The following is a 22,568-nucleotide window of genomic DNA, read 5'->3' as shown; positions in this document are numbered from 1 at the left end:
CGGAGCGGATCAAAAATCCAAGTTGGAAACCGCCAACGCATTCGATTCGATGAAGTCTCGACGCGGCTCCACTGCATCCCCCATCAAGGTATTGAAGATCTGATCAGCCGCTATGGCATCTTCGATCGTGACCTTGAGCATCCGCCGAACCGCTGGATCCATGGTGGTCTCCCACAGCTGATCCGGATTCATCTCTCCCAGCCCCTTGTATCGCTGGACGCTGTGCCGACGTGTGCCTTCGGTCATCAGCCATCCCAGCGCCTCCTTGAAGGTGCTGACCTGCTTTCTACGTTCACCGCGCTTAACGTAGGCACCCTCTTCTAGGAGGCTGTTGAGCTTGTCACCCAGTGCAGTGACCGTCTTGTAATCGTTACTACCGAAGAAGTCCCGGTTGAACGTGATATAACTGGCCAGCCCATGGGAAACGATCTCCACTTCCGGCAGCCACAGGTTGCGCTCTTTATCTTCTCGCAGGCTCGCCTTGTAGGTCAGTCCAGACTGCTCGACGCCTTTCAATAACGAGGCATACGATTCCATCCAGGCTTGCATCGCAGCTTGGTCGCCCAGTTGTTCGATCGATACGCGGGGCAAATAAATGAAGTGCTCAGTCAATTCCTGAGGGTAGAGTCGGGACAACCGTTGCAACGTCTTCATCACGGTGCGGTAGTCGTTCACTAGACGTTCAAGCGCCTCACCCGAAAGGCCAGGTGCATCTTCATTGACGTGCAGGCTTGCATCTTCGAGCGCCGATTGGGTGAGGTATTCATCCATCGCCTCGTCGTCTTTGATGTACTGCTCCTGCTTGCCGCGTTTGACTTTGTAAAGCGGCGGTTGAGCGATGTACACATAGCCACGCTCGATCAGCTCGGGTAGCTGACGGAAGAAGAAGGTGAGCAGCAGCGTACGAATGTGCGAACCGTCAACGTCAGCATCGGTCATGATGATGATGTTGTGATAGCGCAGCTTGTCGATGTTGTACTCTTCGCGACCGATACCGCAGCCAAGGGCGGTGATCAGCGTGCCGACTTCCTGCGATGAAATCATCTTGTCGAATCGGGCTTTCTCAACGTTCAGGATCTTGCCTTTGAGTGGCAGAATGGCCTGGGTCCGGCGGTTGCGTCCTTGCTTGGCAGAACCGCCTGCGGAGTCACCTTCCACTATGTAGAGTTCGGAAAGGGCAGGGTCCTTTTCCTGGCAGTCGGCGAGTTTGCCGGGTAGGCCGGCAATATCGAGAGCTCCCTTGCGCCGGGTCATTTCGCGGGCTTTTCGCGCCGCCTCACGAGCACGTGCAGCATCGATCATCTTGCCAACGACCGCTTTCGCTTCATTGGGGTGCTCAAGCAGGAAATCCGCAAAATGCTTGCCCATCTCCTGTTCTACGGCTGTTTTGACTTCGGACGAGACAAGCTTGTCCTTGGTCTGCGAGCTGAACTTTGGATCCGGAACCTTCACCGAAATGATTGCAGTCAAACCTTCACGGGCGTCGTCACCAGTGGTCGCCACCTTGTGCTTTTTCGCCAGACCTTCCTGCTCGATGTAATTGTTAAGGTTGCGCGTCAATGCCGATCTGAAACCGGCCAGATGCGTACCGCCATCGCGCTGAGGAATGTTGTTAGTGAAGCAGAGCAGATTCTCGTTGAAGCTGTCGTTCCACTGCAGCGCTACCTCGACACCAACCCCATCGTCACGCTGGACGTTGAAGTGAAACACCTCGTTGACCGGCGTCTTGTTGGTGTTGAGGTAAGCGACGAATGCACTCAAACCGCCCTCGTACTTGAACAGCTCTTCCTTGGCGTTGCGCTCGTCGCGCAGCACGATACCCACACCGGAGTTGAGGAACGAGAGCTCGCGTAACCGCTTTGCCAAGATATCCCAGCTGAAGTGGATGTTCTGAAAGGTTTCCGATGATGGTTTGAAATGGATCTGGGTGCCTGAATCCTCGGTTTCACCAACGGCTGCCAGCGGTGCCTGTGGTACACCATGGCAGTAAATCTGTTCCCAGACTTTGCCTTCCCGACGGATTGTCAGCACAAGCTCTTCGGACAGGGCGTTCACCACCGACACACCGACACCGTGGAGGCCTCCGGAAACCTTGTAAGAGTTGTCATCGAACTTACCGCCGGCGTGGAGCACGGTCATGATGACTTCGGCTGCCGACACGCCTTCTTCGTGAATATCCACCGGAATACCACGGCCATTGTCGCGAACGGTAATAGACTCGTCGACATGGATGGTGATCGATATGTCGCTGCAGTGTCCGGCTAGCGCCTCGTCGATCGAGTTATCGACTACTTCGAAGACCATATGATGCAGGCCGGTGCCATCGTCCGTGTCGCCAATGTACATGCCGGGACGTTTGCGTACGGCATCGAGGCCCTTGAGAACCTTGATGCTGGACGAATCGTACGTGTGATTTTCGCTCATGCCTTCACTCCCGAGGGGCCGTGGACTGGGTTATCGCACCATGTTCCACGTGAAACAATGAGACTGGGGTATCGTCACGCCAGCCTTCTCGCAATACATTCGAATCGACGCAGGTGATGAATACCTGGCAATTCAGTTGTTCAAGCAGCCGGCATAGTGCCAGCCGATGTTGGCCATCTAGCTCGGACGGCAGGTCATCAACCAGATAGATACACTGGCCTCGCTTGGCCTCGCTCACCAAGTGCCCTTGGGCAATCCGTAGAGCACAAACAACCAGCTTCTGCTGGCCTCGCGAGAGAATCTCCGCCGCGTTGTGACCTGCGATTCGCAAGCGGAGATCGGCTCGCTGCGGCCCCGCTTGGGTGTGCCCCATCATCCGGTCGCGATCAATCGACGCCGCTAGCACCTCGGCCAAAGAACGTTCTTTGTCCCAACCGCGGTAATAACTCAATTGAAAGCCTTCGAGCTCAAGAAGAGACGCCAGCGTTTGCTCGAATACTGGCTTCAACGCCTGGATATAAGCTCGCCTGTACGCGTCTAATTCGTCGCTCGCCACGCTCAGTTCTTGGCTCCAGGCGGCCTGCGAAGCGGCGTCCAGTGTACCATGCCGCAGCCAGGAGTTTCGTTGCCGCAGCGCCTGCTGGAGACGCTGCCAGGCCCTGAGAAAACGTGGTTCCACGTGGAACACACCCCAATCAAGAAACTGTCGGCGGAGCTTGGGGGCGCCTTCCAGAAGCCGGAAACTGTCTGGATTGATCAGCTGCAGCGGCAGGGTTTCAGCAAGCTCAGCCGCACTACGAGCGCTCTGGCCGTTGATGCGAATTCGAAATTCACCAGAGCGTTCTCTGGCGATACCCAGCGCATTGGACTGGCCCTCACCCAGCTCAACCTGGCCAAACACCGTACAACTGACGTGCTCGTGGCTAATCACCGGGTTCAGCCGCGTGCTGCGAAACGAACGGGCCATTCCAAGCAGATGAATGGCCTCAAGAAAGCTGGTCTTCCCGCTGCCGTTGTCGCCGTGAAGGATATTGATCCGAGGGGAGGGGATGAGCGTCACCGGCTGCAGGTTGCGAACGCCGGTGACAGATATACGGCTGAGGGACATTCAGAATCGAGCGTTACAGACGCATTGGCATTACGACATAAGCTGAATCGTCGTTGTCGTATTCCTGAACCAGCGCACTGCTGTTGGCATCAGAAAGAATCAGACGAACCTGATCAGTGGTCATGACGCCCAGCACGTCGAGCAGATAGCTGACGTTGAAACCGATCTCCAACGATCCGCCGGTGTAGTCGACCGCAACTTCTTCTTCCGCCTCTTCCTGTTCCGGGTTGTTAGCCTGGATCTTCAACAGCCCACTTTCGAGCTGCAGACGGATACCTCGATATTTCTCGTTGGAGAGAATCGCCGTGCGGCTGAATGCCTCGCGCAACGTCTGGCGCTCGCCGACGACCAGCTTGTCACCGCCACGGGGCAGCACGCGCTCATAGTCGGGAAACTTCCCATCCACCAATTTGGAAGTGAAGGTGAACTCATTGGTCGTTGCACGGATGTGGTGCTGACCAAGCACGATGCTGACGTCGCCGTCCTGATCGGACAGCAAACGCGCTAGTTCGAGAATCCCTTTGCGCGGCACGATGACTTGGTGACGATCCGGTTGCTCGATACCGGCCTGCATGGAACACATCGCTAACCGATGCCCATCGGTCGCGACCGCACGCAGCATTCCGCTGGAAACCTCGATCAGCATACCGTTCAGGTAGTAGCGCACGTCCTGTTGTGCCATGGCAAAGCTGCTGCGCTCGATCAGGCGACGCATCTTGCCCTGGTTAACGCTGAAACTAAGCGAGCCTGGCCCTTCCTCGACGGTAGGGAAATCGTTGGCCGGCAGGGTCGACAGGGAAAAACGGCTACGCCCCGACTTGATCACGACTTTCTGATCATCCAGACGTATATCGATCAGCGCATCGGGCTGCAGGCTCTTGCAGATATCCATCAGCTTGCGCGCCGGTACCGTTATCTCACCGGGCTCTGCAGCATCCTCTAACACCACGCGGCCGACCAGTTCGACTTCGAGATCGGTACCGGTCAGGGATAACTGATGATCCTGAACCACCAGCAACACGTTGGACAAAACGGGCAAGGTCTGGCGTCGCTCGACGACGCCGGCCACCAACTGCAGAGGTTTCAACAGGGCTTCGCGCTGAATAGTGAAATGCATGGTCTGGTCCCTTGCCTATTAATTGGCCGCAGTTCAGGTTGTCAAAGTACGCAGCAGATTTTTGTAATCTTCGCGAATATCAGCATCCAATTCACGAAGTTCAGCAATTTTACGACAGGCATGAAGCACGGTCGTGTGATCGCGCCCACCAAACGCATCGCCGATTTCCGGCAGGCTGTGGTTGGTGAGCTCTTTGGACAAAGCCATCGCGACCTGACGCGGTCTCGCCACTGAGCGAGAACGTCGCTTCGACAGCAGATCGGAGATTTTTATCTTGTAGTACTCAGCGACAGTGCGCTGAATATTATCCACGCTGACCAGCTTGTCCTGTAGAGCAAGCAAGTCCTTCAAGGACTCTCGAATGAGCTCGATGGTGATATCGCGGCCCATGAAATGAGCGTGAGCGATGACGCGCTTCAGTGCCCCTTCCAGCTCACGCACATTCGAGCGGATCCGCTGCGCGATGAAGAACGCAGCATCATGTGGCAGATCCACATTGGCCTGGTCAGCCTTCTTCATCAGGATCGCCACCCGCGTCTCGAGCTCCGGCGGCTCGACAGCAACCGTCAGGCCCCAGCCGAAACGGGACTTGAGTCTTTCTTCAAGTCCGTCGATTTCCTTCGGGTACCGGTCACTGGTGAGAATCACCTGTTGCCCACCCTCCAGTAACGCATTGAAGGTATGAAAGAACTCTTCCTGGGAGCGCTCTTTCTTGGCGAAGAACTGAATGTCGTCAATCAGCAGCGCATCCACCGAACGATAGAAGCGCTTGAATTCATTGATGGCATTGAGCTGTAGAGCCTTGACCATGTCGGCGACGAAACGCTCCGAATGAAGATAGACAACCTTGGCGTTGGGATTTTTCTTCAACAGGTGGTTGCCCACCGCATGCATCAAGTGAGTTTTACCGAGGCCCACCCCACCATAGAGAAACAGCGGGTTGTAGCCATGCTTGGGATTGTCGGCAACTTGCCATGCAGCAGCGCGGGCCAGCTGGTTGGACTTGCCCTCGACGAAATTTTCGAAGGTAAAGGTCCGGTTGAGATAACTGGTGTGCTTGAGTCCACCTTCGACCTGGACGTTACGCTCCGCACGCGCAGGCGCAGCTGCTGGTGGCGGAGCAGATAGAGGTGCAACGGCAGCGGGTTCCGAAGGTGCCGCTTGCGAGGGAACGGCAGAAACGGTGGCCTGCTGTTGAGCGCGGGCCATCGACGCAGAAGGGAGCGCGGCGGCGGCTGTACGTTTGCTCCCTATCAATAGAGACAACGAAGGTGCCGGACCGGTAGCGCGTTCCGATAGCAACTCAAGCAAACGGGAAAGATACTTTTCGTTGACCCAATCAAGAACGAATCGATTAGGTGCGTATACGCGCAGTTCGTCCCCCTCGGCCTCGACTTGAAGCGGACGGATCCACGTGTTGAATTGCTGGGCCGGCAGCTCATCTCTCAAGAGGTCAACGCACTGCTGCCAAAGTTCCACCGACACGGAATCTCCTAGACGCTGTCGAGCTTCAAACGGCAACCATTGTAGCCATGGCCAGCCCTGTTATCCACAGTCAGCATCTCTATTGAGGCGAAGTCAGGCATAAAAATAGCCAGTAACATTCTCAGTACAGGGCCTAAGAGCTGTTGATAACCCTCCGTTAGGGCTCCGGATAAGCCTGTGCAAAGCTCGGTGAAGAACTGTCCTGTTGATAACCTGAAAAAATACCCACAGGAAATTCAATACGTTCCCACCGCGAACGCACCGTTTACGAAGAGAGTTTAGAAATGTCTGATGCGGCGGCTGTCCTGGGCTGTAGAGGGTTATCCACAGAAACGGTACGCACCATATATAAGCTCTGTAGTAAGAAAAGCTTTAATTTCTTTTTATCTATATTTATTTGCCTTCGATGGTGCTGGTTGGAAATTGACCTCGCCGCGCGGCTTCTCTACAATCGCCGGTCTCTTAAAAGGGGGCCATTCCGGCCCGCAACGGATCACCAGGTAAACGCATCATGAAACGCACTTTCCAACCCAGCACCCTCAAGCGCGCTCGCACTCACGGTTTCCGTGCTCGTATGGCCACCAAGAACGGCCGTGCCGTCCTGTCGCGCCGTCGCGCCAAAGGTCGTAAGCGCCTGGCAGTCTGAACACGTCGGAACAGGTAGTGAGTCGAGACTTCGCTCGGGAAAAGCGATTGCTGACCCCGCGTCAGTTCAAAACAGTCTTCGACTCCCCTTCCGGCAAGTTACCGGGCAGGAACGTCCTGCTCCTGGTGCGCGAAAACGAATTGCCACACCCCCGAATCGGGCTGGTGATCGGTAAGAAGAGCGTCAAGCTCGCGGTTGAACGCAATCGCATCAAGCGGCAACTGCGTGAGACTTTTCGTCTCCACCAGATGGAACTGACGGGGTGGGACATCGTGGTTATCGCTCGCAAGGGATTGGCTGATCTGGATAATCCCGAACTGGCACGGCAATTCGCCAAACTCTGGAGGCGGTTGTCCCGCACACCCTCCCAGACCGCCGGCAGTCCGGAACAGAGCAAGTCCGCTCATGCGTAAACTGGCCTTGATTCCGATTCGGATCTACCGGTACGCCATCAGCCCCATGATGGCGAGCCATTGTCGTTTCTACCCAAGTTGCTCCTGCTACGCACAAGAGGCCATCGAGAATCATGGCCTGCTGCGCGGTGGCTGGCTGAGCCTGTGCAGGCTTGGCCGTTGCCATCCATGGAATCCGGGCGGCTATGATCCCGTGCCTTCCAACAACACCTCCAATTCATCTTCGATGACCGAGTAACCATGGATATCAAACGCTCGATCCTGCTTGTCGCATTGGCAGTCGTTGCCTACCTGATGGTTCTTCAGTGGAATCAGGACTATGGTCAGGCTGCTCTGCCTGCTGAGACAAATCAGGAACAATCTTCGGCCACTCAGCTACCCGAGACGCCAACCACCGTTACTGCTGAAGGTTCGCAGGGTGACATTCCTGCTGTGGCTGGCGAGCAGTCGGCCAGCGCGCTTCCTGAGACTCAGGCCAGTTCTCAGCTCATCCGTGTGCGTACCGATGTCCTCGATGTCGCGATCGATCCACGTGGCGGTGACATCGTCGACCTGCGCTTGCCAGAGTTTCCTCGCCGCCAGGATCGACCGGACGTTCCTTTCCAGCTTTTCGAGCGTAGCGCCGAGCGGACGTACGAAGCTCAGAGCGGGCTGATTGGCGATGGTCCAGACAAAGCCAGCGGCCGCCCGCTGTATAGCAGCGAGCAACAGAACTATCAGCTCGCCGAAGGGCAGGATCAGCTCGTCGTCGACCTGAAGTACAGCGAAGATGGCGTCAACTACACCAAGCGTTTCACCTTCGATCGTGGCGATTACGATCTGGGCGTGCGTTACCTGATCGACAACCAGAGCCAGAAGGCCTGGACTGGTTACATGTTTGGTCAGCTCAAGCGCGACGACAGTGGCGATCCCTCTTCGAGCACGGCAACCGGCACGGCAACCTATCTAGGCGCGGCACTGTGGACCAAGGACGAGCCCTATACCAAAGTGTCTATGGGCGACATGGACGACCAGAACCTGAAGAGAACCGTCGACGGCGGCTGGATCGCCTGGTTGCAGCACTATTTCGTGACCGCCTGGATTCCTGCGCCCGATCAGACCAACCAGGTACAGACGCGCAAGGATAGCCAAGGCAACTACATCATCGGTTTCACCGGTCCCGCAATTGCGGTGGCTCCCGGTAGCCAGGGTGAAGCAGCCGCGACTCTCTATGCCGGTCCCAAGAGTCAGGACAAGCTCGAGGAACTTTCCCCCGGCCTGCGTTTGACCGTCGACTACGGCATCCTCTGGTTCATCGCCCAACCGATCTTCTGGCTGCTGGAAAACATTCACGCGCTGCTGGGTAACTGGGGCTGGTCGATTATCGTACTGACCATCGTCATCAAGCTCGCGTTCTTCCCGCTGTCGGCCGCCAGCTATAGGTCGATGGCGCGCATGCGTGCGGTGTCGCCGAAGATGCAGGCACTCAAGGAACAGTTCGGCGATGACCGCCAGAAGATGTCCCAGGCGATGATGGAGCTATACAAAAAAGAGAAGATCAATCCGCTGGGCGGCTGTCTGCCGATCCTGGTGCAGATGCCGGTTTTCCTTGCGCTCTATTGGGTTCTTCTTGAAAGCGTCGAGATGCGCCAGGCGCCCTGGATGTTCTGGATCACCGACCTGTCGATCAAGGATCCTTTCTTCATCCTGCCGATCATCATGGGCGTGACCATGTTCATCCAGCAGCAGCTGAACCCCACACCGCCGGATCCGATGCAAGCCAAGGTGATGAAACTGTTGCCTGTCATCTTCACCTTCTTCTTCCTGTGGTTCCCGGCAGGTCTGGTGCTGTACTGGGTCGTCAACAACGTCTTGTCGATCGCGCAGCAGTGGTACATTACCCGCAAGATAGAGAGACAGGCCGCAGCCTGATCTACTGAACCAACAGAACGCCCCTTGATTGGGGCGTTTTGCTTTGGATCCGCTGGAGAGACGCATGAATCACGAACGTGAAACCATTGCCGCAGTCGCCACCGCACCGGGAAGAGGGGGAATCGGAGTCGTGCGTGTTTCCGGACCACGGGCGAAAGCGGTGGCCATCACCCTCAGTGGCCGGGAACCGACTGCCCGCCATGCGCATTACGGTCCGTTCCATGCCGACGATGGGGAGGTCATCGATGAAGGTCTGATGCTGTTTTTTCCAGGTCCTAATTCCTTTACCGGCGAAGACGTACTGGAACTGCAGGGGCATGGTGGCCCGGTGGTGATGGACATGCTATTGCGCCGCTGCGTGGAGTTGGGCGCGCGCCTGGCTCGCCCCGGCGAGTTCAGTGAGCGGGCTTTCCTCAACGACAAGCTGGACCTGGCGCAAGCCGAGGCGATCGCCGATCTGATCGAAGCAAGCTCCGCCCAGGCCGCCCGTAACGCTGTGCGCTCGTTGCAGGGCGCGTTTTCCCGGCGGGTGCATCAACTGACGGAAAAACTCATCCAGCTGCGGATATACGTGGAGGCGGCGATCGATTTCCCGGAAGAGGAAATCGATTTCCTGGCCGACGGCCGGGTGCTGGCCTTGCTACAAGGTGTCAGAGAGGAGCTGAGCCAGGTCATCCGTGAAGCCGGTCAGGGCGCACTGCTGCGTGAGGGTATGAACGTCGTGATCGCCGGTCGTCCCAATGCTGGAAAGTCCAGCCTGCTCAATGCACTGGCCGGTCGGGAAGCGGCGATCGTCACCGATATCGCAGGCACCACGCGCGACGTGCTTCGCGAGCACATTCATATCGACGGTATGCCGTTGCACATCATCGATACCGCCGGCTTGCGAGATACCGATGATCAAGTGGAGCGCATCGGAGTGGAACGCGCCATCAAGGCCATCGAAGACGCCGACCGGATACTCCTGGTGATGGATGCCAGCGCAGCATCCGGCGACGCTGGCGAGTCAGGTTGGCCTGAGGTTCTCACCATCAGGCCGGACCGCACCAAAACCACCCTCATCCGCAACAAGGCTGACCTGACCGGCGAAGGCGCCACGCTTGCGATCGATCCTGACGGCTACACCACCCTGAGCCTCTCGGCGAGATCAGGTGACGGCCTTGAAATGCTGCGTGATCATCTAAAGGACTGCATGGGCTATGACCAGACCGCCGAGAGTGGTTTCAGTGCCCGTCGCAGACACCTGGATTCGCTGCGACAGGCTGCGGAGCATCTGAAGCATGGCCATGCCCAGCTCACGCTCGCTGGAGCGGGGGAGCTGCTGGCCGAAGACCTGCGGCAAGCCCAGCAGGCGCTTGGCGAGATCACTGGAGCCTTCAGCTCGGACGATCTGCTGGGCCGCATATTTTCCAGCTTCTGTATTGGTAAGTAGCCCTAAGCCTCGCTCGACGGGTCTTAGGCTTCGCCAACTCTCGTGCGCTTGAACGCCGTCGTCCTTGGCTCTGGCTGCCTGCGGGAACCCCATCATTAATAATCGCCAATGCTCTTCAACCCTACCCACCGATTCCACTGGCTCCCCAAAGCCGCGCCAAGCTTGCCAAAACCCTATGGCTAAGCTCTGTGGAAAAGTATGCCTAAGATCGGTCCATAACCAGTTGAAGAACAAGCATTCAGATAGCCCTGTGCATAACTTGTCCTTTCATACACAGCCTATGAACTGTTAGCGCACGGGTAGAGCCCAGCATCAACACAACCTTTTAAAGCGCTAGAATCCTTTAATCACGGGGCTTCGGTTAATCTATCCACAGAAATTTCGTTCTTATTTATAAACATAAAAATAAGCTTTAAATACTTTTCTCTATTTTTCTATGATGCGTCTGTTTGACATTGTCATGCTTGGAGCTGCAGCTGGTCATTTTTTGTTCAAAGGACTTCTTTCGAACCCCCCCAGCCCCTATACTTGCGCGTTTCCCAGAACTCATCTGAACAGGCACGAGGTGCGTGGTGGATTTCCCTTCCCGTTTTGACGTCATCGTTATCGGCGGTGGCCATGCCGGTACCGAAGCTGCTTTGGCAGCCGCTCGAATCGGCGTGAAGACATTGCTGCTCACTCATAACGTCGAGACGCTAGGGCAGATGAGCTGCAATCCGGCCATTGGCGGCATCGGCAAAAGTCATCTGGTCAAGGAAATCGACGCGTTAGGCGGCGCCATGGCGACCGCCACCGACAAGAGCGGGATACAGTTCCGCGTGCTCAACAGCCGCAAGGGTCCGGCGGTCCGCGCTACGCGTGCGCAGGCCGACCGTGTGCTCTACAAGGCTGCGGTGCGGGAGACGCTAGAGAATCAGGCGAACCTGTGGATATTTCAGCAGGCTGCTGACGATTTGATCGTCGAGGCGGATCAAGTCAAAGGTGTGATTACGCAAATGGGCCTGCGTTTCTTCGCCGAGTCGGTTGTTTTGACGACCGGGACCTTTCTTGGCGGACTTATCCACATTGGTTTGCAGAATTACTCCGGTGGGCGCGCTGGCGATCCGCCATCCATCGCTCTGGCTGCACGTCTGCGCGAATTGCCGCTTCGCGTTGGTCGTCTGAAAACCGGAACGCCGCCTCGTATCGACGGCCGCAGCGTCGATTTCTCGGTGATGACCGAACAGCCGGGCGATAGCCCCATTCCGCCGATGTCATTCCTCGGGCATGCGGCGCAGCATCCCGAGCAGGTCAGTTGCTGGATTACTCACACCAACGCCAAAACTCATGAAATCATCGCGGCCAATCTCGACCGCTCGCCGATGTACTCCGGAGTCATTGAGGGCGTCGGGCCGCGCTACTGTCCGTCGATCGAGGACAAGATTCATCGCTTCGCCGACAAGGACAGCCACCAGGTTTTCATCGAGCCCGAAGGCCTGACTACCCATGAGCTCTACCCCAACGGTATCTCCACTTCGCTGCCATTCGATGTTCAGTTGCAGATCGTGCAGAGCATTCGCGGGATGGAGCAGGCGCACATCGTTCGACCTGGCTATGCCATTGAATACGATTACTTCGATCCCCGCGATCTGAAGTACAGCCTGGAAACCAAGGTCATCGGCGGCCTTTTCTTTGCCGGTCAGATCAATGGCACCACGGGTTACGAAGAAGCCGGCGCACAAGGTTTGTTGGCCGGTACCAATGCGGCTTTGCGCGCGCAAGGCAAAGACAGCTGGTGTCCGCGTCGCGACGAAGCCTACCTGGGCGTCCTGGTCGACGATCTGATCACCCTGGGAACCCAGGAGCCGTATCGCATGTTCACATCTCGCGCCGAGTATCGGTTGATACTGCGCGAGGACAACGCCGACCTCAGATTGACGGAAAAAGGCCGGGATTTAGGACTGGTGGATGATGTTCGCTGGGCGGCGTTCGAGCGCAAGCGCGAAAGTATCGTTCAGGAAGAGCAGCGTCTGAAAAGCACCTGGGTGCGTCCTGCCACTCCGCAGGGCGATGCCATCGCCGAGCGTTTCGGCACACCGCTGACCCACGAGTACAGCCTGCTCAATCTGCTTGCGCGGCCGGAGATCGATTACCGCAGCCTGATTCAGCTCACCGGCGCTGGGGTCGAGGATCCGCAGGTCGCCGAGCAAGTCGAGATCAAGACCAAGTACGCCGGATACATTGATCGCCAGCAGGAGGAGATAGTCCGCCTGCGTGCCAGCGAAAGCGTGGTGCTACCGGCGGACTTGGATTACGCGACCATCAGCGGCTTGTCGAAGGAGATCCAGCATAAGCTTTCCCAGGCGCGCCCCGAGACGCTAGGCCAGGCTTCGCGGATGCCCGGCGTCACGCCGGCCGCCGTATCGCTCCTGATGATCCATTTGAAAAAACGCAACGCCGGTCAGAAGCTGGAGCAAAGTGCTTGATGGACGCCGAATACGCCCGCTACGCCGAAGAACTCAAGCAGGGTGCGGCCTCGCTGGGCGCCGATCTGAACGAAACCCAGCAAGAGCAGCTGCTCGGCTATTTGCGGCTGCTGAACAAGTGGAACAAGGCCTACAACCTGACCGCCGTGCGCGATCCGGCGGAAATGGTTTCGCGGCATCTGCTCGATAGCCTCAGCGTCGCCCCGCATGTAGAGCAGGGCGGCTCGCGCTGGCTCGATGTGGGTAGCGGCGGCGGTATGCCTGGCATACCGCTGGCCATTCTGTTTCCCGAGCGCAGCTTCACACTGCTCGATTCGAACGGCAAAAAGACCCGCTTTCTGACGCAGGTCAAGCTTGAGCTGAAACTCGCAAATCTGGAAGTTGTCCACAGCCGCGTCGAACAGTTCAGGCCGGAGCAGCCTTTTGCCGGTATCACGTCCCGGGCTTTCAGCTCGCTGCGTGACTTTGCCGACTGGACGCGCCACCTGGGTAATATCGACACACGTTGGCTAGCCATGAAAGGCGTCCAGCCGGATGATGAGCTACAGGCGATGCCTGATGATTTTCACCTGGAGCGCTGCTTGGTTCTCAAGGTTCCCGGTTGCCAAGGGCAACGCCATCTGTTGATACTGCGCCGCATTTCATGACTCGGACAGACACTGACCATGGCTAAAGTATTTGCCATCGCCAACCAGAAGGGCGGTGTCGCCAAGACTACCACCTGCATCAATCTCGCCGCTTCGCTGGTTGCGACACGCCGTCGCGTCTTGCTTATCGATCTTGATCCACAGGGCAACGCTACCACTGGAAGTGGTGTGGATAAGTTGAGTCTGGACTATTCGATCTATGACGTTCTCATCGGCGAATGCAACTTGATCGATGCGATGCAGTTTTCCGAGCACGGTGGGTATCAGTTATTGCCGGCCAACCGTGATCTGACGGCCGCGGAAGTCGCCTTGCTCAACCTGCCGGCCAAGGAAAACCGCCTGCGCGAGGCGCTTGCGCCGGTACGCGAGAACTACGATTACATCCTCATCGATTGTCCGCCTTCCTTGTCGATGCTGACCATCAACGCCCTGACAGCGGCGGACGGCGTGATCATTCCGATGCAGTGCGAATATTACGCCCTCGAAGGTCTGACCGACCTGGTCAATTCCATTCAGCGCATCGGTCAGGCGTTGAATCCTTCGCTGAAAATCGAGGGCCTGTTGCGCACCATGTACGATCCGCGCAGCAGCCTGACCAACGATGTCACCGAACAGCTCAAGACGCATTTCGGAGAGAAGCTCTACGACACCGTCATCCCGCGCAATGTGAGACTGGCCGAAGCGCCCAGTCATGGCATGCCGGCTTTGGTCTATGACAAGCAATCCAAGGGCGCCTTGGCCTATCTGGCACTGGCGGGCGAATTGTCGCGTCGTCAGCGTCGAGCCGCCCGCAGCGTAACCGCATAAGGAATTTTCATGGCGACCAAAAAACGAGGCCTAGGACGCGGACTGGATGCCCTGCTCGGCGGCGCCAATGTGACAACGGCGCAGCAACAGACCGCTCAAGTCGACGAGCGCGAGCTGCAACAGTTGCCTCTCGACGTCATTCAACGGGGCAAGTATCAGCCGCGTCGTGATATTGACCCGGTGACCCTCGATGAATTGACGAATTCGATACGTAGCCAAGGCTTGATGCAGCCGATCGTCGTTCGCTCGATCGGTTCGGGCCGCTACGAGATCATTGCAGGCGAGCGGCGCTGGCGTGCCAGCCAACAGGCAGGGCTCGAGAAAATTCCGGCATTGGTGCGCGAAGTCTCGGACGAAGCGGCCATTGCCATGGCTCTGATCGAAAACATCCAGCGCGAAGACCTCAATCCGATCGAAGAAGCTGTGGCTCTGCAACGACTGCAGCAGGAATTCCAGCTGACCCAGCAGCAGGTCGCTGACGCGGTGGGCAAGTCTCGGGTGACCATCAGTAACCTGTTGCGTCTGATCTCCTTGCCTGAAGAAATCAAGACGCTTCTGTCTCATGGCGATCTAGAAATGGGGCATGCGCGGGCATTGCTGGGGTTACCCGTTGAACAGCAGGTCGAAGGCGCGCGTCATGTTGTCGCACGCGGGCTGACGGTACGCCAGACCGAGGCGCTAGTCCGGCAATGGCTCAATGGCAGCAAGGGCACGAAAGCCGAGCCGAAGAGCGATCCTGACATTGTTCGCCTAGAACAACGACTAGCCGAGCGTTTAGGTTCTCCGGTGCAAATCAAGCATGGCGAAAAGGGCAAGGGACAGCTGGTGATCCGCTACAATTCGCTGGATGAGTTGCAAGGTGTGCTGGCGCACATTCGTTGATACAAAATATATGTAGTGCCGATCGGAAATAACTACCGGAAGGTTGAACGCCGTTGGGGCTGCTCCTATACTCGCGGCGCTTTTTTGACTGCTGTCATTTCAGATGGCGTAGGTATTTGGCGGTGGGTTGTAGGTGAATATACGTAACAGAACACCTCTCCATCGGATGCCTGTAGTACGTGTGCTGGTGGTACAGGCGCTCGTTGCGTCGGTCACCGGCATTTTTTGTGGTGTTTTTTTTGGTATGGTCGCGGGCTATTCAGGCCTGCTGGGCGGTTTGATAGCTCTATTGGGCAATACATATTTTGCGTTCAAGGCGTTTCGTTATTTCGGCGCGCGTTCGGCAAAGGCCATCGTTCAGTCATTGTGGGCTGGCGAGATGGGTAAACAGATTCTGGCAGCAGCGCTATTCGCGCTGGTGTTTGTGGGAGTGAAACCGCTGGAACCGGTAGCGTTGTTTGCCGGCTATCTGATGGTTCTTGGCGCTGGAGCGAGCGCCCTCCTGCTGATGAAAAATAATCCGAAGCATTGAACACTGAGGCGTTTATGGCGAGTACCCCGGCGGAATACATCCAGCATCACCTACAGAATCTGACTTACGGAAAATTGCCGGAAGGTTACGTTCGCGCAGACGGCTCGGTGGTCGACCAGGCTACCTGGACCATCGCCCAAACGGGCACTGAAGCCCGCGACATGGGCTTCATGGCCGTCCATCTCGATACGCTCGGGTGGTCGTTGTTCATGGGCCTGATCTTCGTCCTGATTTTCCGCATGGCCGCCAAGGGCGCAACCGCTGGCATTCCGGGGCGCCTGCAGAACTTCGTGGAGATGTGCGTCGAGTTCGTCGAAGGCGTGGTGAAGGATACTTTCCACGGTCGCAACGCGCTTATTGCGCCACTGGCTTTGACCATTTTCGTCTGGGTGTTCCTGATGAACAGCCTGAAGTGGATTCCGGTGGATTACATCCCGGGCCTGGCCACGCTGCTTGGCCTGCCCTACTTCAAGATCGTCCCGACTGCCGACCCGAACGGCACCTTCGGCCTGTCGTTGGGTGTATTCATCCTGATTCTGTTCTACAGCTTCAAGGTCAAGGGCGTCGGTGGTTTCACCAAGGAGCTGGCCTTCACCCCGTTCAACCACTGGTCTTTGGTTCCGTTCAACCTGTTTCTCGAAATCCTCGGTCTGCTGACCAAGCCGCTGAGCCTGGCTCTGCGTCTGTTCGGCAACATGTATGCCGGTGAGGTGGTATTCATCCTCATTGCGCTGCTGCCGTTCTACGTGCAGTGGACCCTGAATGTACCCTGGGCGATTTTCCACATCCTGGTAATCCCGCTGCAGGCGTTCATCTTCATGGTTCTGACCGTGGTGTACCTGAGCTCTGCACATGAAGATCATGGGCACGCCGAGCTCACGCCATAACAGCTGAATCGTTCGAAACGTTTTTGCTTTACCCGAAAAACCTTAACCCCCTTAGCTTCAGGAGCTTTACATGGAACTCGTCTACATCGCCGCCTCTATCATGATCGGTCTGGGTGCCCTGGGCACTGGCATCGGCTTCGCCCTGCTGGGTGGCAAGCTGCTGGAATCCACCGCTCGTCAACCCGAGCTGGCTCCTCAGCTGCAAACCAAGACCTTCCTGATGGCCGGTCTGCTCGACGCCGTACCGATGATCGGTGTTGGTATCGCGATGTACCTCATCTTCGTTGTCGCTGGCTAAAACATTCCGGTTCCTGATGGGGTTCGCTCGCCGAGCCCCGTTGCCGTGGAATTGACAACCGCGTCGAACGAGATAGCACGAGGTATATCGCTGTGAACATTAACTTGACGCTGTTCGGTCAAACGTTCGCTTTCGCTATTTTCGTCTGGTTCTGCATGAAGTTCGTATGGCCGCCTATCACCAAGGCCATGCAGGAACGCCAGAAGAAAATTGCCGAAGGGCTGGACGCCGCAGGCCGTGCGCAGCAAGACCTAAAATTGGCTCAGGAAAAGGTTTCCAACACCCTCCGCGAGACCAAGGGGCAAGCTGCCCAGATTCTTGAGCAGGCCAACAAGCAGGCCAATGCCATCGTTGAGGAAGCCAAGCAACAGGCGCGCACCGAAGGTGAGCGACTGGTAGCCGGCGCCCGCGCTGAAATCGAGCAGGAAGTGAATCGTGCCAAGGAGCAACTGCGCAATCAGGTAGCGGTATTGGCCGTGATGGGTGCGGAGAAGATCCTGGAGTCCCAGGTGGACGCCAAGGCGCACAACGATCTGGTCGAAAAACTGGCCTCCCAACTCTAAGCGAGGCAAGCGATGATCAATACCCAGACGCTTGCTCGGCCATACGCAAAGGCCGCGTTCGAGTTCGCCAGCGCGGCTGGCCGGATCGACGCGTGGTCGGGCATGTTGAGCCTGGCTGCGGTCGCCGTTGAAGTTCCCGACGTTGCCGAACTGCTGAAGAATCCTCGTCTGACCAGTGAAAACAAGGTCAAGACGCTGGTTCAGTTGCTCGGTAGCGACATCGATGAAGCCTTCCGTAACTTCGTCTCCACGCTTGGCGACAATGATCGCCTGGACGTGTTGCTGACCATCCGGGAGCTGTTCGAGGAACTCAAGGCTGAGGCCGAAAAGACACTCGACGTTGAAGTGCAGACAGCTTTCGAGCTGACTCCTGCGCAACTCCAAACCTTGGCTGCCGCCTTGTCGAAGCGGCTAGATCGTACCGTCAACCCCCAGCAGGTCGTGAACCCTGCGCTGATCGGCGGCGTTGTTATCCGCGCCGGCGATGTGGTTGTCGATGGTTCGGTCCGCGGCAAACTGAGCCAGTTGGCCGAATCGTTGAAATCCTGATTTGAGGGTCGTGGCATGCAGCAACTGAATCCTTCCGAGATTAGTGAAATCATAAAGCAGCGCATCGGTAGTTCCGATGTGTCTGCTCAAGCGCGCAACGAAGGTACCGTCGTCAGCGTTTCTGACGGTATCGTGCGCATTTACGGCCTTGCCGACGTGATGTATGGGGAAATGATCGAGTTCCCTGGCGGCGTCTTCGGTATGGCCCTGAACCTGGAGCAGGACTCCGTCGGCGCCGTGGTATTGGGTGCCTACCAGAGCCTGACCGAAGGCATGAGCGCCAAGTGCACCGGTCGTGTACTGGAAGTTCCGGTAGGTCCGGAGCTGCTGGGTCGCGTAGTCGATGCACTGGGCAACCCGGTTGACGGCAAGGGCCCGGTCAACGCGCAGGCAACTGACGCGGTTGAAAAGGTCGCCCCTGGTGTGATCTGGCGTAAGTCGGTCGATCAGCCGGTTCAGACTGGTTACAAGTCGGTAGACGCCATGATCCCGGTTGGTCGTGGTCAGCGCGAGCTGATCATTGGCGACCGTCAGATCGGCAAAACCGCTTTGGCTATCGACGCGATCATCAACCAGCGCCACAGTGGCATCAAATGCGTCTACGTCGCGATCGGTCAGAAGCAGTCGACCATCGCCAACGTAGTTCGCAAGCTCGAGCAGCACGGTGCCCTGGCTAACACCATCATCGTTGCCGCTTCGGCATCCGAATCCGCCGCGCTGCAGTTCCTGGCTCCTTACGCTGGCTGCACCATGGGCGAGTACTTCCGTGACCGCGGTGAAGACGCCCTGATCGTTTATGACGATCTGTCCAAGCAGGCTGTGGCCTACCGCCAGATTTCCCTGCTGCTGCGTCGTCCACCAGGACGTGAAGCCTACCCGGGCGACGTGTTCTATCTCCACAGCCGTCTGCTGGAGCGTGCATCGCGCGTTTCCGAAGAGTATGTCGAGAAGTTCACCAACGGCGCCGTGACTGGCAAGACCGGTTCCCTGACCGCTCTGCCGATCATCGAAACTCAGGCCGGTGACGTATCTGCGTTCGTTCCAACCAACGTGATTTCGATCACCGACGGTCAGATCTTCCTTGAGTCGTCGATGTTCAACGCAGGTATCCGCCCGGCCGTCAACGCCGGTATCTCGGTATCCCGCGTCGGTGGCGCCGCTCAGACCAAGATCATCAAAAAGCTCTCCGGTGGTATCCGTACCGCCCTGGCCCAGTACCGTGAGCTCGCCGCATTCGCTCAGTTCGCTTCTGACCTGGACGAAGCGACCCGCAAGCAGCTCGAGCATGGTCAGCGTGTCACCGAGCTGATGAAGCAGAAGCAGTACGCGCCGATGTCCATTGCTGACATGGCGGTGTCCCTGTATGCAGCCGAGCGAGGCTATCTGCAGGACATCGAAGTAGCCAAGGTCGGTGCCTTCGAGCAGGCGTTGATTGCCTATTTCCACCATGAGCACGTCGCTCTGCTGGACAAGATCAACGTGAAGGGCGACTTCAACGACGAAATCGACGCGGGCATCAAGGCCGGTATCGAGTCGTTCAAGGCCACCCAATCCTGGTAAGCCGCAGCGGGAGCCGCGAGGCTCCCGCTTGCTAACCCGATAGGTGTCAAATGGCAGGCGCAAAAGAGATTCGCAGCAAGATTGCGAGCATCAAAAGCACGCAGAAGATCACCAGCGCCATGGAAAAGGTGGCGGTCAGCAAGATGCGCAAGGCACAGATGCGCATGGCTGCCAGCCGTCCCTATGCGGAGCGGATCCAGCAGGTAATCGGTCATTTGGCCAATACCAACCCGGAATACCGTCATCCGTTCATGGTTGAGCGTCCGGTCAAGCGTGTCGGCTATATCGTCGTGTCTTCCGATCGTGGCCTGTGCGGTGGCTTGAACACCAACCTGTTCAAGGCGCTGATCAAGAACATGAAGGAATGGCACGACACTAAAGTCGAAGCCGACCTGTGCGTGATCGGTAACAAGGGCGCAAGCTTTTTCCGCAGCTTTGGCGGCAACGTGGTCGCGGCAGTCAGCGGGCTTGGCGAAGAGCCGTCGATCAACGATCTGATCGGCAGCGTCAAGGTCATGCTGGATGCTTTCGATCAGGGCCGTCTGGACCGTCTCTACCTGGTGTCGAACAAGTTCATCAACACCATGACGCAAAAGCCGACCGTAGCACAGCTGCTACCGTTGGCCGCGAGTGACGATCAGACCGCGCCGAAAGGCAAATGGGATTACCTGTACGAACCCGACGCCCGCCTGTTGCTGGATGCGTTGCTGGTTCGCTATATCGAGTCCCAGGTCTACCAGGCCGTGGTCGAGAATGGTGCTGCCGAACAGGCCGCCCGGATGATCGCCATGAAGAACGCAACCGATAACGCCGGTGATTTGATCAGCGATCTGCAACTGGTCTACAACAAGGCCCGTCAGGCTGCGATCACGCAGGAAATTTCGGAAATCGTCGGCGGCGCTGCCGCGGTTTAAGAACGGTTCAAATATTCAGAGGAACCAAACATGAGTAGCGGACGTATCGTTCAAATCATCGGCGCCGTTATCGACGTGGAATTCCCGCGCGATGTGGTACCGAGTATCTATGACGCGCTGAAAGTGACTGGCGCTGAAACCACCCTGGAAGTCCAGCAGCAGCTGGGCGACGGCATTGTCCGTACGATCGCCATGGGTTCGACCGAAGGCCTCAAGCGTGGTCTGGACGTCAGCAACACCGGCGCTGCCATCTCCGTACCGGTGGGTACTGCCACCCTGGGCCGGATCATGGACGTACTGGGTAACCCCATCGACGAAGCCGGTCCCATCGGTGAAGAAGAGCGCTGGGGTATCCACCGCGCGGCGCCGAGCTATTCCGAGCAGGCTGGCGGTAACGAGCTGCTGGAAACCGGCATCAAGGTTATCGACCTGGTTTGCCCATTCGCCAAGGGCGGTAAAGTCGGTCTGTTCGGCGGTGCCGGTGTTGGCAAGACCGTAAACATGATGGAGCTGATCCGTAACATCGCCATGGAGCACAGCGGTTATTCCGTGTTCGCCGGTGTCGGTGAGCGTACTCGTGAAGGTAACGACTTCTATCACGAGATGAAGGACTCCAACGTTCTGGACAAGGTTGCGCTGGTTTACGGCCAGATGAACGAGCCCCCAGGAAACCGTCTGCGCGTGGCACTGACTGGCCTGACCATGGCCGAGAAGTTCCGTGACGAAGGCAAGGACGTTCTGCTGTTCGTCGACAACATCTACCGCTACACCCTGGCCGGTACCGAAGTATCTGCACTGCTGGGCCGTATGCCGTCCGCGGTGGGTTACCAGCCGACTCTGGCCGAGGAAATGGGCGTTCTGCAGGAGCGCATCACCTCCACCAAGAGTGGTTCGATCACCTCCGTTCAGGCTGTTTACGTTCCTGCGGACGACTTGACCGACCCGTCGCCTGCGACCACCTTCGCCCACCTCGACGCCACCGTGGTTCTGTCGCGTGACATCGCTTCCCTGGGTATCTACCCGGCGGTCGATCCGCTCGATTCCACCTCGCGTCAGCTGGACGCCAACGTGATCGGCCAGGAGCACTACGACACCGCTCGCGGCGTTCAGTACGTGCTGCAGCGCTACAAGGAACTGAAGGACATCATCGCGATCCTGGGCATGGACGAACTGTCCGAAGCCGACAAGCAGCTGGTATCCCGTGCTCGTAAGATCCAGCGCTTCCTGTCCCAGCCGTTCTTCGTGGCCGAGGTCTTCACCGGTTCGCCTGGCAAGTACGTCTCGCTGAAAGAAACCATCCGTGGCTTCGCCGGCATCCTGAACGGTGATTACGATCATCTGCCGGAGCAGGCGTTCTACATGGTTGGCGGCATCGACGAAGCCATCGAGAAGGCCAAGAAACTGTAACTGGCGCGCCCGCTCGCGGGCGCCAATAAGCTAGACCGGCGGCACCCGTCGCGGGTCGAGCTGATTACCGAGGCATAAGTATGGCTATGACAGTCCACTGTGACATCGTCAGTGCGGAAGAAGAGCTGTTCTCGGGGCTGGTAGAGATGGTCGTCGCTCATGGTCACTTGGGTGATCTGGGCATTCTGCCGGGCCACGCTCCACTGTTGACCGATCTCAAGCCCGGTCCGGTGCGAGTGATCAAGCAGGGTGGCACCGAAGAGATCTTCTACATTTCCGGCGGCTTCATCGAAGTTCAGCCGAACATGGTGAAGGTGCTGGCTGATACCGCTACGCGCGCCAAGGATCTGGACGAAGCGGCGGCGCAGGCTGCCGTGACGGCCGCCGAGAAGGCCCTGCACGAGAAGGGTGCTGAGTTCGATTACGGCTCGGCTGCTGCTCGTCTGGCTGAAGCTGCCGCGCAGCTGCGGACCATCGAGGCGATGCGCAAGAAGTACGGTCGCGGTTGATCCGCTGACTGC

The 22,568-nt window shown here is 57.5% G+C and carries 22 protein-coding genes; 18 read left to right on the top strand and 4 right to left on the bottom strand.

The genetic code is table 11. The features are described from left to right. Positions 1–9: 9 nt before the first annotated feature. From gyrB to dnaA, 4 genes are read right to left on the bottom strand one after another with little or no spacing between them, the layout of a single operon-like run. On the bottom strand, positions 10–2,424 hold the full coding sequence (gene gyrB / locus E0D86_RS06330) for a DNA topoisomerase (ATP-hydrolyzing) subunit B (protein ID WP_131649152.1): 2,415 nt from the start codon (positions 2,422–2,424) through the stop codon (positions 10–12). A 4-nt stretch (positions 2,425–2,428) separates the two neighbouring features. Further along, the gene (recF, locus tag E0D86_RS06325) at positions 2,429–3,532 is read right to left on the bottom strand and encodes a DNA replication/repair protein RecF (protein ID WP_131649151.1); all 1,104 of its coding nucleotides are present in this window, start codon (positions 3,530–3,532) and stop codon (positions 2,429–2,431) included. Between the two features lie 13 nt (positions 3,533–3,545). Further along, entirely contained in the window at positions 3,546–4,649 is a 1,104-nt protein-coding gene (gene dnaN / locus E0D86_RS06320) for a DNA polymerase III subunit beta (protein ID WP_131649150.1), read from the bottom strand. A 33-nt stretch (positions 4,650–4,682) separates the two neighbouring features. Then, the gene (gene dnaA / locus E0D86_RS06315) at positions 4,683–6,134 is read right to left on the bottom strand and encodes a chromosomal replication initiator protein DnaA (protein ID WP_131649149.1); all 1,452 of its coding nucleotides are present in this window, start codon (positions 6,132–6,134) and stop codon (positions 4,683–4,685) included. Between the two features lie 511 nt (positions 6,135–6,645). Between dnaA and rpmH the strand changes: the two genes are divergently transcribed. The 18 genes from rpmH (at position 6,646) to E0D86_RS06225 (ending at position 22,556) form a co-directional block, all read left to right on the top strand. After that, positions 6,646–6,780 carry a 50S ribosomal protein L34 gene (gene rpmH, locus E0D86_RS06310; protein WP_019340723.1) on the top strand — a complete coding sequence of 45 codons (135 nt, stop codon included), beginning with the start codon at positions 6,646–6,648 and terminating at the stop codon, positions 6,778–6,780. Between the two features lie 17 nt (positions 6,781–6,797). Then, entirely contained in the window at positions 6,798–7,193 is a 396-nt protein-coding gene (gene rnpA, locus E0D86_RS06305; RefSeq protein WP_131649148.1) for a ribonuclease P protein component, read from the top strand. Next, the gene (gene yidD / locus E0D86_RS06300) at positions 7,186–7,431 is read left to right on the top strand and encodes a membrane protein insertion efficiency factor YidD (RefSeq protein WP_131649147.1); all 246 of its coding nucleotides are present in this window, start codon (positions 7,186–7,188) and stop codon (positions 7,429–7,431) included. Before rnpA ends, yidD begins: the two co-directional genes overlap by 8 nt. 2 nt (positions 7,432–7,433) lie before the next feature. Then, positions 7,434–9,104 carry a membrane protein insertase YidC gene (yidC, locus tag E0D86_RS06295; protein ID WP_131649146.1) on the top strand — a complete coding sequence of 557 codons (1,671 nt, stop codon included), beginning with the start codon at positions 7,434–7,436 and terminating at the stop codon, positions 9,102–9,104. A 64-nt stretch (positions 9,105–9,168) separates the two neighbouring features. Beyond that, complete coding sequence (mnmE, locus tag E0D86_RS06290) at positions 9,169–10,536, top strand: tRNA uridine-5-carboxymethylaminomethyl(34) synthesis GTPase MnmE (protein ID WP_131649145.1); 1,368 nt, start codon at positions 9,169–9,171, stop codon at positions 10,534–10,536. A 572-nt stretch (positions 10,537–11,108) separates the two neighbouring features. After that, the gene (mnmG, locus tag E0D86_RS06285; protein ID WP_131649144.1) at positions 11,109–13,001 is read left to right on the top strand and encodes a tRNA uridine-5-carboxymethylaminomethyl(34) synthesis enzyme MnmG; all 1,893 of its coding nucleotides are present in this window, start codon (positions 11,109–11,111) and stop codon (positions 12,999–13,001) included. Continuing rightward, the gene (rsmG, locus tag E0D86_RS06280) at positions 13,001–13,648 is read left to right on the top strand and encodes a 16S rRNA (guanine(527)-N(7))-methyltransferase RsmG (protein ID WP_131649143.1); all 648 of its coding nucleotides are present in this window, start codon (positions 13,001–13,003) and stop codon (positions 13,646–13,648) included. Before mnmG ends, rsmG begins: the two co-directional genes overlap by 1 nt. Positions 13,649–13,666: 18 nt before the next feature. Beyond that, positions 13,667–14,455: a ParA family protein gene (locus E0D86_RS06275; RefSeq protein ID WP_131649142.1), complete on the top strand. Its 789-nt coding sequence runs from the start codon at positions 13,667–13,669 to the stop codon at positions 14,453–14,455. Between the two features lie 9 nt (positions 14,456–14,464). Next, positions 14,465–15,337: a ParB/RepB/Spo0J family partition protein gene (locus tag E0D86_RS06270; RefSeq protein WP_131649141.1), complete on the top strand. Its 873-nt coding sequence runs from the start codon at positions 14,465–14,467 to the stop codon at positions 15,335–15,337. Positions 15,338–15,470: 133 nt separating this feature from the next. Beyond that, positions 15,471–15,869 carry a F0F1 ATP synthase subunit I gene (locus E0D86_RS06265; protein ID WP_231752265.1) on the top strand — a complete coding sequence of 133 codons (399 nt, stop codon included), beginning with the start codon at positions 15,471–15,473 and terminating at the stop codon, positions 15,867–15,869. Positions 15,870–15,883: 14 nt separating this feature from the next. Continuing rightward, a complete protein-coding gene (gene atpB, locus E0D86_RS06260) occupies positions 15,884–16,756 on the top strand; it encodes a F0F1 ATP synthase subunit A (RefSeq protein ID WP_131649140.1) in 873 nt (290 codons plus the stop codon). 70 nt (positions 16,757–16,826) lie between these two features. Continuing rightward, positions 16,827–17,054 (top strand): F0F1 ATP synthase subunit C, encoded by a 228-nt coding sequence (atpE, locus tag E0D86_RS06255; protein ID WP_003290909.1) that lies wholly within the window; start codon positions 16,827–16,829, stop codon positions 17,052–17,054. A gap of 92 nt (positions 17,055–17,146) precedes the next feature. Next, a complete protein-coding gene (locus E0D86_RS06250) occupies positions 17,147–17,617 on the top strand; it encodes a F0F1 ATP synthase subunit B (protein ID WP_131649139.1) in 471 nt (156 codons plus the stop codon). Between the two features lie 12 nt (positions 17,618–17,629). Beyond that, positions 17,630–18,166 carry a F0F1 ATP synthase subunit delta gene (locus E0D86_RS06245; RefSeq protein WP_131649138.1) on the top strand — a complete coding sequence of 179 codons (537 nt, stop codon included), beginning with the start codon at positions 17,630–17,632 and terminating at the stop codon, positions 18,164–18,166. A gap of 15 nt (positions 18,167–18,181) precedes the next feature. Further along, positions 18,182–19,726, top strand: coding sequence for a F0F1 ATP synthase subunit alpha (atpA, locus tag E0D86_RS06240; RefSeq protein ID WP_131649137.1), 1,545 nt, complete (start codon positions 18,182–18,184; stop codon positions 19,724–19,726). 50 nt (positions 19,727–19,776) lie between these two features. Next, positions 19,777–20,640 carry a F0F1 ATP synthase subunit gamma gene (gene atpG, locus E0D86_RS06235; protein WP_131649136.1) on the top strand — a complete coding sequence of 288 codons (864 nt, stop codon included), beginning with the start codon at positions 19,777–19,779 and terminating at the stop codon, positions 20,638–20,640. Between the two features lie 30 nt (positions 20,641–20,670). Continuing rightward, positions 20,671–22,047 (top strand): F0F1 ATP synthase subunit beta, encoded by a 1,377-nt coding sequence (gene atpD, locus E0D86_RS06230; protein WP_131649135.1) that lies wholly within the window; start codon positions 20,671–20,673, stop codon positions 22,045–22,047. 80 nt (positions 22,048–22,127) lie between these two features. After that, entirely contained in the window at positions 22,128–22,556 is a 429-nt protein-coding gene (locus tag E0D86_RS06225) for a F0F1 ATP synthase subunit epsilon (RefSeq protein WP_131649134.1), read from the top strand. The last annotated feature ends 12 nt before the right edge of the window (positions 22,557–22,568 follow it).

Origin of the sequence: Pseudomonas sp. IC_126, from assembly GCF_004331835.1 — a bacterium.
Lineage (GTDB): Bacteria > Pseudomonadota > Gammaproteobacteria > Pseudomonadales > Pseudomonadaceae > Stutzerimonas.
This window is presented reverse-complemented; position numbering and strand designations above follow the sequence as displayed.